Here is a 10789-nt window from a genome sequence, read left to right as displayed (position 1 = left end):
AAGGACATGTTTAGGTAACGACTATCTACTGCAACACCGAGCCCTGAAGCCCCGGGTGCAGGCGCCGTCGCCCACATGTCCCTTCATCATAAACCGACAATGTCAAAGATCCGAACCCGAAGGCCCCACCGAACAGTAAAGCCGGACAACCATCGCTCCCCGCTTTCTTGCGATCGGGGGAACCAGCTGTCCGTCTATGTTGGCGACCGTAGAAACCATGTGGTCCGCTGCGGTGAGAGGCCCTCTAAGTCCGCCCAATGATTCGGTCAAACATTACTTTTCCAGAAATTTTCCACAGCCCGCCGGCAATGCGAGGCGGGCCTCCCCAATCCTACCGATTGGCGAAATACGCTTCGAGCCGGGCAGCCTCGCTCGTCGTAATCGGCATAACCGCCCCGTGCTTCGGCCCCGAGAAGTTAGTCGTCTTCATCGGAGAGCCGGGCTCGTTGAATCGTCCCAGATTGCGGAAGTGTTTGAAATCCGTCGTCTCGGAAAAGCCCATATTGTTGGGCTTCGCTCCGAAAACATCATACATCAGCACATAAGTACCGGTTCCTGCACGGCGCCAAAGGTTGGGTGCTTCCGTCCCCACCGTCTCCGGATCGACGGGCGTGGGATCGAACGCATATTCACCGTTGATCTTGTCCGAGATCGCCTGCCGGAGATGGCCGGGCCGGTCATGTGCGACGTAGAACAAGTGGAACTTGTCTCCGATGCGCGTGATATCCCCGTCGATCGAACCGACGTTCGCCTTCGGATAGGTGAACAGCGGGCGCGGCGGACGGGTTAGCGTCGTGAAGGCATTGTCGGCATAGGAATAGACCATGTGTTCCGTGCCGGTGCCATCGCGCGTGGTGTAATAGACCATCATCTTGCGCGCTTTCGGGTCGTAGATCGTTTCCGGCGCCCAGGCCGCGCTCAGGTTGGCGGTTTCGGGAAAGAGCTTGTCGACATGGACGATGGCATGCGTCCAGTGAATGAGATCACGCGACTTCATGAAGATCAGCGAGCGATTGTTCCCCCAGCCATGGGTCTCCTTGGGACGCTCCCACTCCGTTTCGCGCAGTCCCTCGCGCTGGGCGTAAATGTGGAGGTCGGTCATGCTGAGATAGAAGGCACCATCGGGACCACGCATGATATGCGGGTCACGGATGCCCTTCTGCTCGGCGATATTCCGTCCCTTCAAAACAGGCTTGCCGCCATTCACGTCCGTAAATGTGTAACCGTCGCGCGAGACGGCGATATGCAGCGAATGGGTCTCGTCCCGAAAATAGACCAGAAGGTAAGCCGTGAGCGCACGATCGGACGGAACCGGCAACGCTTTCTCGGCCGCAAGGTTCGGCACGATTTCCAACTGCTTTCCCGAGCCTGCATCGCCGGGCTGCGCCATGCCGGGCGCGGCCAAAGCACAGAATGCGGTGAGCCCGGCGGCGACCAGACCGACAACCTTTGCCTTCATTTCATCTCTCCGCTTGATAGGCTCTTTGGGGCGTTTCACTCGACTTCGAGCACGGTCACTGATTTGGAAGGCACAACCACTTCCACGTCACCGCCCGACAGGCGCACCGGCAATGGACGCGGCACGAAGGGATCCGCCTTGTCGAAGGTGATGTGGGCATCGATGCGGTCGGAGGTGAGCGCCTGCGCGCTTGCCCGGCGCCATGGGCCACCGTCCAGATGAATGCTCAATCGGTTCGTTCGGGCCGGATCGAGATTGGCTACGGTGACATGCAGCTTGCCGCTTGCATCGCGGGACGCCGACACGTCGATACTGGGCAGGCGAACATCGCCCCAGACGTAATCCGGCGTCTCAACCGTGGCAGGCAATGCCTGTGCGCCCTGATGTACCTTGTACATGTCGAAAACATGATAAGTCGGCGTGACGACCATCGCGGGCCCGCGCGTCAACACCAGCGACTGGATGACGTTCACCATTTGCGCGAGGTTCGCCATTCTTACCCGGTCGGCATGGCGGTTGAAGATATTGAGGCTCTTTGCCGCGATCAGCGCATCGCGCAGGGTGCTTTCCAGATAGAGCTGCGAAGGCGCATCCTTCTCGCTCTCGAACCAGCCGCCCCACTCATCCACTGCAAGCGCGACGCGCTTGCCGGGATCGTAACGGTCCATGATCTCCGCGTGGCGGCGGATGATCTCGTCAGTCAGATCGGCCCGCGCGAGCGCCGCCGCCCAGCCGTTTTCGTCGAAACCGACGTTCCGTCCCTTCGCATGCCAGTCATTGCCCGCGAAAGTGTAGAAGTGCAGGGACAGCCCCCACATCAATGGCTTGTCCGACGTCAACCCAAGCGGTGTCGGGTGCGGCCGCCAAACCATCGCCTGCGCCATTACACGGTCCGTCCAAGCGTAATCGTCCGTGTCGGCACCTACGGCAATGAGCTTGGCGCGCTCGCCCGAATAGGTTCGCAGGAAAGCCGCGTAGTGCCGGAACGCCGCCGCATACGTGTCGGCAGTCATGTTGCCGCCGCAGCCCCAGCTCTCGTTACCCACCCCGATGAAGGGCACTTCCCAAGGCAAGGCGTGGCCGTTGGCTGCCCGCTCCTGCCCCGGTGCGCTGTCTTGCGGAGCGGTCATGTAGCGAAGCCAGTCATCGGCCTCCCGCACGCTGCCGCTGCCCAGATTCACCGAAACGAACGGTTTGGCGCCGATCTGACCGAGGAAATCCATGAATTCGTGCGTGCCGAAGGCATTGGTTTCGGGCGTCTTGCCCCAGGCGGCGTTGAGCCCGCGCGGCCTCTTGTCGGCCGGACCGATGCCGTCGCGCCAATGATAGCCGTCGGCGAAACAACCGCCTGGCCAGCGAATGACCGGCACCTTGAGGCGGCGAAGCGCAGCGACAACATCCGATCGAATACCGCGAACATTCGGAATCGTAGAATCGGGGCCAACCCAGATGCCCTCGTACACACCGCGCCCGAGGTGCTCGACAAACTGACCATAGATGTTCGGATCGATCGTCGGGCCGCTTGCGGTTGCCGAGATGGCAATGTGCGAACGAAGCTCAACTGTCTTGCCCGTTTCGGCAGCGGACCCGCTGACCGGAACCGCAACACTGGCTAAGGTGATGAATGCGAGTGTTCGTTTTCCCTTTCGCCAGGATATCCGCACCTTCACTACTCCTCTCTGCCGCCGGCGTATCGATGGCTTGCGAAACCCAGCCAGTCAATCATATTAAGGAATTGAATTCCATATATCGGAACAAAATTATGCCGCCTAATTTTGATGCGAGTGGAGGGCGCCGCGTGGAACCCAAGGAGAAGGACTGCGGCTGCCCCGCCATCATGGAAGTCGCGCCACCGAAGGAGGTACGGCGATGAGCCTTGCATTCAACCGGCGCTCGCTCTGCCTTGGCGCGGCGGCGCTCGCAGGCTGCGCGACCACGCGCGTTCGCGCCGCCGAGCCCGAAGGTCCGCTACTCTTCGCCTATTTCACTACCGGCAAGGGAGAGGCGGACGGGCTGAAACTGGCCGTCAGCGAGGACGGTTTCACCTTCCGCACGCTGGGGGGCGATGGGGGCGGCGGCAAGCCGTTCCTCGTGCCCGAGGTCGGCGAGAAGAAGCTGCTGCGCGATCCCTTCCTCTGGCGCGGCGAAGGGCCCGATGCGCCGTGGCACTGCGTCTGGACCACAGCGTGGGAAGGCGTGACGATCGGCCATGCCACCACGCGCGATTTCGTGAACTGGACGCCGCAGCGCGCGGTGCCGGTCATGGCCTCGGTGCCGGGAACCCGCAATTGCTGGGCACCCGAGGCGATCTACGACCCGGCCACGCGGCGCACGGTGATTTTCTGGTCGAGCACGGTCGAGGGCCGGTTCCCCGAAACGGCAGGCACCTCCGAGAGCGGCTACAATCACCGGCTCTGGTACACGACCACCGCCGATTTCGAGACTTTCGCGCCGCCGCAAGTGCTCTACGATCCCGGCTTCAGCGTGATCGACGGCACGTTTGCGCACGCACCGGACGGCGGCCTCTGGCTGGTGGTGAAGGACGAGACCGTGAACCCGCCGCGCAAGTGGCTGCGTACCGCTTCGGCAGGGAGCCCACTGGGGCCCTTCGCGCCGCTTGGTGAGCCGTTCACCCCCTCGTGGGTGGAAGGCCCGATGACAACCCGGATCGGCGCCGAGCTCATCTGCTATTACGATGTCTACCGCGACGGCCGCTGGGGCGCGATGGCCACGCGCGACATGATCCACTGGCAGGATGTGAGCGACCGTCTCGTCATGCCGCAGGGCGCGCGCCACGGCTCGCTGGTGCGGATCGACCGCAGGCTTCTCGCCGCGCTCGAACGCCGTATGGGCGGTACCTGAAAAAGCGGCTCCCGGATGGAGGTCCGGGAGCCGTCAGTGCCGGCGCGGGAGGGCCCCGCCGGGATCTTCGAAATCAGAATTTCACGTTGACGCCTGCCGAGATCGTGCGGCCGACACGCGTCTGGAACAGCGTGTCCTGGCGCTCGCTGTCGGTGTAGAGGCTGTTCTGCTCGTCGGTGAGGTTGGTGCCTTCGAGGATCAGCTTCACATTGTCCGTCAGGTTGTACGAGGCCGAGGCATCGACATACGTGGTCGCGTGGTTGCCGACGAGATCGCTGCCGGGCGAGGCCGGGATGCCGCGAATGAACGGCCCGCGATAGTTGATCGTGCCGCGGATCGAGAACTTGGCGTTCTCCCAGTACAGCGTGCCCGACGCGGTATCCTTCGACAGGCCGACCAGATCGTCACGCGTCGTTACCGTGCAGACGCCGCCCGAGCTGGAGAGGCAGTAATTGATCTTCGACATCACGTGCGTGTAGTTCGCCAGCACGCCGAAGTGGCTGATGAAGCCCGAGACGAAGTTGAACGGAATCTGCGCGTTCAGTTCCACGCCCTTGAGCGGGCCGCCCGGCGTATTGGTGGGCGTGGAAATGTTGAACAGCTCATCCGGCGTGGTGTTGCTGCCGATCAGCAGTTCGTTCGGCAGGCCCAGCGAGCTGAACGGCACCAGCGAGTTCACGCTCTGCACGTAAGTCTTGATGTCCTTGTAGAAGAACGCGGCAGACAGCAGCGAGCCGGGGCGGAAGTACCATTCCACCGCCGCGTCGAACGTATTGGCGCGGATCGGTTCGAGCAATGGATTGCCCAGCGAGCCGGAACGCGTGGTGGGATTGATGGTCACAGTGGGCGCCAGCGAAGTCAGTGCCGGGCGCGACATGACCTTGGCGGCGGAAAGGCGCAGCAGCAGGTCCTTCACCGGCTCGAACACGATGTTGGCCGAAGGCAGCCAGTCGTCGTAGCTACGCGAAACGGCGCGGAACTGGCCGGTGAGGCCGGTGGGCGAAGTGGGGTCCGACAGGTTGATGTAGCCGGTCGAACGCTGCCAGGTGTGGATGTAGCGCACGCCCACGTCACCGCGCAGGCCGAAGCCCACCGCGTCGGAGAAGTCGAACGTGCCCATCAGGTAGGCACTGCTCTGCTCTTCCTTCACGCCCGGGTTGGTTTCGCCGCAGCCGGTGCAAGTGCGCGCGTCGAACAGGTTGTAGGTGTCCGCCAGCTTCTGCCAGTCCAGCGTTGCCCAGCTCGACGGAGCGCCATGGCCCCAGACTTTGTCCATCCCCGTGATCTGCGTGGTGATATCCGCCAGCGAGACGCCCGAAGGCAGCGCCTGCACCAGCGTATCGGCAGTGTAATAAGTAGTGAGGCGCTGCTTGAAGTCGCTGGAGCGGAACTGGCCGCCCGCATGGATCTTGAACGCGTCCGAGACCTCGTAATGCGCGTTGAATTCGCCCAGCACGCCATCGGTGGTGTTGCTGGCGGGCTTGCCCTGCAGGCTGAACCCGCCGGTGACGATGCCCGCGCCCGGCGTCGGGCCGTAGAGGAAGTTGTTCGGATCGGACACGTCGAAGCCGAAGCCCAGCACCGGCGTACGCCCGCCGCCGGTATAGTCGATCGAGAAATTGTCGGTATCCAGCGCGTCCATGAAGTATTGCATGCGCACCTTGTCTTTCCAGACCGACTGGTTGAGGCCGAACTTGGCGTCAATCGTCAGCCGATCCGTAAAGCGGTGCATGAAGTTCAGGTTCATCTGCTTGAACGTGGTGGAATACTTGGAGTGCAAGCCCTCCGAGCGCACGTCCACGCCGTCCAGCAGCGCATATTGCACCGACCCAAGATCGGAAAGCTGGGCATCCTTGATCGACATCATCGGGTAGCCCTGGTTCGACGCTGAACGGCCGAACGAGATTGCCTCGATATAGTTGTCGTCACGCGTGACGTTCAGGCGCGAATAGAGGAAATCGAGCGAGATATCGGTATCGTCGTCCGGCTTGTACTGAAGCGACAACGTGCCGCCGATACGCTCCTGGGTCTGGTCGGAATTCAGGTAACGCGGGATGCGCGGGAAGAACGCGCCGCTGCCGGCGGTATTCGGCATATCCTCGCGGCGGGCATCGTAGATGGTCTGGTAGGCATCGGTGGTGCTGGTGCGCGGATTGCCAGTAGAGCAGTTGTTCGCGTCCGCTCCAGTCACGGCACTGTTGCCAGGATTCTGCGGCGCGAAGCCGATCGGCGAACAGAACATGCCGTTCTGGTTGGCCGAAAGAATATCCACCGCCGAATAGCCCACCTCGCGCGTGGTGCGCTTCTGATAGGCGAGCGAGCCCAGGATGCCGAAGCCGCTGTCCCCGAACTTCTTGGAGACCAATGCCGAAGCGCGCGGATCGACCTTCTTGGACAGCGCGTTCCACACACCGCGCCCGGTGGCGGAGAACACGAAGTCCTGCGCCTGATCCATCGGCCGGGGCGCGGAGAGGTCCACCGTCGCGCCGAGCGAGCCTTCCTCGACATCGGCCGATGGCGTCTTGCGCACGGTCAGCGCCGAGAAGATTTCGGTCGGGAAGACGTTGAAGTCGAAGCTGCGGCCGTTGTTGCCCGCGCCGTAGATGTCCGAGCCGCCCGTCTGCGCGGCGGCTTCCATGCCGTTGATGCGCACGCGGGTGAAATCGGCGCCAAGGCCGCGCACCGAGATATTCTTGCCCTCGCCGCCGTCACCGCGCTGAAGCGCCACGCCGGGAATGCGCTGCATCGATTCCGCAAGGTTGGAATCGGGGAACTTGCCGAGGTCTTCGGCCTTGATGGTGTCGATCGCGGCGGTCTGGTCGCGCTTGTCGGCCAGCGCGGCGTTGAGCGAGGCGCGGAAGCCGGTGACGATGATGTCCTCGGGGCTGGGTGCCGGATCCGCACTCGCATCCTGAGGCGCGGCATCCTGCGCAAAAGCATGTGAAGACAGAGACATCAGCGCGGCAAGAGCCAGCGCCGGGGCCGATACGCGGCTGTACATGACGGACTTGGAGGTCGCCCTACCCATTATCTCACTCCCAATATGGCTCTGTTGTTAGTCCCATTATGTGGGATCACGTGTTACCATATATGGCACTTTCGATCATTTCCAGTCAAAATCGCTTCCAAACGATCCATACCCCTTAATTCCACGCATGACGGGAGCGGCTTGCCGCACCGGATCCGGCCCGCGCGGATTGACTTTTGCGGCTCCCGATATATGCGATCATAAACCGTCATATGGGACATAATCCCAATGCGGCCCATGATGAAATGATCTGGAGAGGATCGACATGTCCCTGACCACGGCGCTTGCTCTGGCCCTTGCTTCCGTCACCGGCGGTGCCGCTTCCGACGTGCCTGCGATCCAGATCAACCTTGCCGGCAAGACGCCCGAGCAGATGCCCGCCTACCGCCCCGGCGGCAGCGGCGTGGAACGCCGCGATCCCTCCGGCGGGTTCCTCTATTCGGTGGCGCTGCCCGAAGGCATCTACCGCGTGACGCTGACACTGGGAGACAAGCGCAGCGCCGGGAATACCACCGTGAAGGCCGAGAGCCGCCGCCTGTTCCTGCGCGATGTCGCCACCCGGCGCGGACAGACGGTTACCCGCACCTTTCTGGTCGATGTGCGCGATGCCCACCTTCCCGCCCAGCCCGCAGGCGCGCCGCGCTTCGGCCAGACGGTGCTGCTGGACGAGCGCGATCTCGCCAGCTTCAGCTGGGATGACAAGCTGACGTTCGAATTCCTCGGCCAGCCGCGCGTGTCTGCAATCCGCATCGAGCCCGCTCAGGCGCCGCGCCTGTTCCTTGCCGGGGACTCCACCGTGGCGGACCAGTACACCGAACCGTTCACCAGTTGGGGGCAAATGCTGCCTGCGATGCTGGACGACCACGTCGCCGTGGCCAACCACGCCAAGTCCGGCGCGACGCTCAAGTCCTTCATCGCGCAGTTGCGCTTTACCAAGGTGCTGACGCAAGTGCGCGCGGGGGACTGGCTGTTCATCCAGTTCGGCCACAACGACCAGAAGGCCGAATGGCCGATGACCTACCTCGATCCCGAACTGACCTATCCGGCTTACCTACGCAGCTACATTGCCGAGGCGCGCCGCCGCGGCGTCCATCCCGTGCTGGTGACCTCGCCCGAGCGGCGCAATTTCGACGCGGCGGGCAAGATCAAGGACACGCTCGGCGCCTATGCCGCCGCCGTCCGTAAGGTGGCGGCGGAAGAGAACGTGCCGCTGATCGACCTCAACCGCGACAGCATCGCGATCATGCAGGCGCTCGGCCCCGCAGTCTCGCCGCGCGCCTTTGCGGAAGACGGCAAGGACAAGACGCATAACAGCAACTACGGCGCCTGGCTCTTCGCGTCCGCCATTGCCCGTCAGGTGCGCGAGAAGATCCCCGAACTCGCGCCTTACGTCACGCTTGGGGACTTCGATCCCGCCCATCCGCCGCTGCCCGATGCCATGCCGATCGCGCCCAGCATTCCGCTCGAAGAAAGCAAGCCGGAAGGGAGCTAAGCGGATGGACATGCCTCGCCGCCTGTTCTCCGGCCTCTGCCTGACGGGAGCCCTGATGCCGCAATCCCTGCTCGCGGCCGAGGGCCGTTTCGATGTCCGCCACTTCGGCGCAAAGGGCGACGGCGCGACGATCGACAGCCCGGCCTTCAACGCCGCGATTGCGGAAGCCGCGCGCGTCGGCGGTACGGTGCTGGTTCCGGCCGGGCGCTATCTCTGCTTCTCGATCCGCCTCCAGAGCCGGATCAGGCTGGTATTCGAGCGCGGCGCGACGATCGTCGCGGCCGATCCGGCGCTTCACGGCGGCAGCTACGACCTGCCCGAGCCCGCCCCCGGCCTCTATCAGGACTTCGGCCATAGCCACTGGCGCAACAGCCTGATCTGGGGCGAAGACCTTGAGGACGTGAGCGTCGAGGGCCCCGGCCTGATCCACGGCCTTGGCCTCACCCGCGATGGCCCCGGCGCGCGTTGGAAGGCGCAGACCGGCGAGCGTCCGCTTTCGATGCAGGGCATGAGCGAGCGGCAGATCGCCGATCTCGAACCCGCCGTCGCCGCCATGCAGGGCCTCGGCAACAAGGCCATCGCGCTGAAGCGTGGCCGCAATATCCGGCTATCCGGCTTCTCCGTGCTCAAGGGCGGGCACTTTGCCATTCTCGCCACCGGCACCAGCGCGCTGCTGATCGAGAACCTGACCATCGACACCGACCGCGACGGCATCGACCTCGACAGCGTGCGCGATACACTGGTGCGCGGCTGCAAGGTCAATTCGCCGAACGACGACGGCATCGTGCTCAAGTCCAGCCTTGCACTGGGCGAGCCCATCGCGGCTGAAAACGTGATGATCCGCGACTGCGCGGTCTCGGGCTACGATCTGGGCACGCTGATCGACGGCACCCGGCGCAAGACGCAGCAATTCGCGCCGGATCGCGACCGTGTGACCGGCCGCATCAAGCTCGGCACCGAAAGCAACGGCGGCTACCGCAATGTCGTGGTGCAGGACTGCACCTTCACCCATTGCCGGGGCCTCGCGCTGGAGACGGTGGACGGCGGCGTCATGGAAAACATCGTCGCCAGCCGCCTCGTCATGCGCGACGTCACCACCGCGCCGCTGTTCGTGCGCCTCGGAGACCGGAGGCGCGGGCCGGATGGGACCGGGATCGGCGCGGTGCGCCGCGTGGTCTTTTCAGAGATCGACGCGCGGGGAATCGATCCGCGCTTCCCCGCCGCTTTCGCAGGCCTGGCCGAGCGGCCCATCGAATCGATCGTCCTGCGCGATGTCCATCTCGTCTACGGGACGCGCGGAATGGCGGGCGGAACCGCCGAAGATGCCGCGCGCCCCGTGCCCGATCACGCGAATGCCTACCCGGAACCCAGCATGTTCGGCGTGCTTCCGGCATGGGCGCTCTGGGCCCGCCATGTGGAACAGCTTTCCGTGGATCGGTTCAGCGCCGAAACGCTGGCAAACGAGGCGCGACCGCCCATCCATCTCGAAAACGTCGCATTTCCGCGCTTTTCGCGCACGCCGCTCCGGCCAAATGACGATTGACCGAGGCGTGTGGATCGGTTACCAAATATCGGTATTGATATCCACATAATGGAACAACGGGAGAATAGGGGTGCCGGATACCGGGACGGGGTCGATCCACGCCTTCAGGATGCAATTGAAGCCCGGCACGGTTGCGGAATATCGCCGCCGCCATGACGCGATCTGGCCCGAACTCTCCGCCCTGCTGACCGAAGCGGGGATTTACGACTATTCGATCTTCCTCGACGAGCAGAGCCTTGCGCTCTTCGCCGTGCTGCGCGCCGCGCCCGGCAATACCCGCGATACCCTGCCCGATCACCCGGTGATGCGCCGCTGGTGGGACCATATGGCCCCGCTGATGGAAGTGGAACCCGACAATCGGCCGAAGGAATGGCCGCTCCCGCTCATGTTCCACATGGACTGAGC

7 protein-coding genes are annotated in these 10789 nt (G+C 63.6%); 4 read left to right on the top strand and 3 right to left on the bottom strand.

Going from position 1 to position 10789, the window contains the following annotated elements; all coding sequences use genetic code 11:
- Positions 1–331: 331 nt before the first annotated feature.
- Positions 332–1459: a glycoside hydrolase family 43 protein gene (locus EDF56_RS22270; RefSeq protein WP_165912332.1), complete on the bottom strand. Its 1128-nt coding sequence runs from the start codon at positions 1457–1459 to the stop codon at positions 332–334.
- Between the two features lie 35 nt (positions 1460–1494).
- Positions 1495–2829, bottom strand: coding sequence for an alpha-L-arabinofuranosidase C-terminal domain-containing protein (locus EDF56_RS22265; RefSeq protein WP_243652782.1), 1335 nt, complete (start codon positions 2827–2829; stop codon positions 1495–1497).
- A gap of 499 nt (positions 2830–3328) precedes the next feature.
- Between EDF56_RS22265 and EDF56_RS22260 the strand changes: the two genes are divergently transcribed.
- Complete coding sequence (locus EDF56_RS22260; RefSeq protein ID WP_132391699.1) at positions 3329–4321, top strand: glycoside hydrolase family 43 protein; 993 nt, start codon at positions 3329–3331, stop codon at positions 4319–4321.
- Positions 4322–4394: 73 nt separating this feature from the next.
- Here EDF56_RS22260 and EDF56_RS22255 read toward each other — a convergent pair whose 3' ends face one another.
- A complete protein-coding gene (locus tag EDF56_RS22255; RefSeq protein ID WP_243652781.1) occupies positions 4395–7349 on the bottom strand; it encodes a TonB-dependent receptor in 2955 nt (984 codons plus the stop codon).
- 265 nt (positions 7350–7614) lie between these two features.
- Between EDF56_RS22255 and EDF56_RS22250 the strand changes: the two genes are divergently transcribed.
- The 3 genes from EDF56_RS22250 to EDF56_RS22240 all read left to right on the top strand — a co-directional run bounded on the left by EDF56_RS22250 (position 7615) and on the right by EDF56_RS22240 (position 10787).
- Positions 7615–8841 (top strand): rhamnogalacturonan acetylesterase, encoded by a 1227-nt coding sequence (locus EDF56_RS22250; protein WP_132391697.1) that lies wholly within the window; start codon positions 7615–7617, stop codon positions 8839–8841.
- A gap of 4 nt (positions 8842–8845) precedes the next feature.
- Positions 8846–10384: a glycosyl hydrolase family 28-related protein gene (locus EDF56_RS22245; protein ID WP_243652780.1), complete on the top strand. Its 1539-nt coding sequence runs from the start codon at positions 8846–8848 to the stop codon at positions 10382–10384.
- Positions 10385–10493: 109 nt separating this feature from the next.
- Positions 10494–10787 carry an L-rhamnose mutarotase gene (locus EDF56_RS22240; protein ID WP_132391727.1) on the top strand — a complete coding sequence of 98 codons (294 nt, stop codon included), beginning with the start codon at positions 10494–10496 and terminating at the stop codon, positions 10785–10787.
- Positions 10788–10789: the final 2 nt, after the last annotated feature.

Source organism: Novosphingobium sp. PhB165 (assembly GCF_004341845.1).
Classification (GTDB): Bacteria; Pseudomonadota; Alphaproteobacteria; order Sphingomonadales; family Sphingomonadaceae; genus Novosphingobium.
The sequence above is the reverse complement of the archived record's forward strand: the minus strand, read 5'-3'. Positions and strand labels throughout refer to the sequence as shown.

Coding starts and splice junctions, on each gene's coding strand:
- EDF56_RS22270 (WP_165912332.1), bottom strand. CDS start 1,459: ATGAAGGCAAAGGTTGTCGGTCTGGTCGCCGCCGGGCTCACCGCATTC.
- EDF56_RS22260 (WP_132391699.1), top strand. CDS start 3,329: ATGAGCCTTGCATTCAACCGGCGCTCGCTCTGCCTTGGCGCGGCGGCG.
- EDF56_RS22255 (WP_243652781.1), bottom strand. CDS start 7,349: ATGGGTAGGGCGACCTCCAAGTCCGTCATGTACAGCCGCGTATCGGCC.
- EDF56_RS22250 (WP_132391697.1), top strand. CDS start 7,615: ATGTCCCTGACCACGGCGCTTGCTCTGGCCCTTGCTTCCGTCACCGGC.
- EDF56_RS22245 (WP_243652780.1), top strand. CDS start 8,846: ATGGACATGCCTCGCCGCCTGTTCTCCGGCCTCTGCCTGACGGGAGCC.
- EDF56_RS22240 (WP_132391727.1), top strand. CDS start 10,494: ATGCAATTGAAGCCCGGCACGGTTGCGGAATATCGCCGCCGCCATGAC.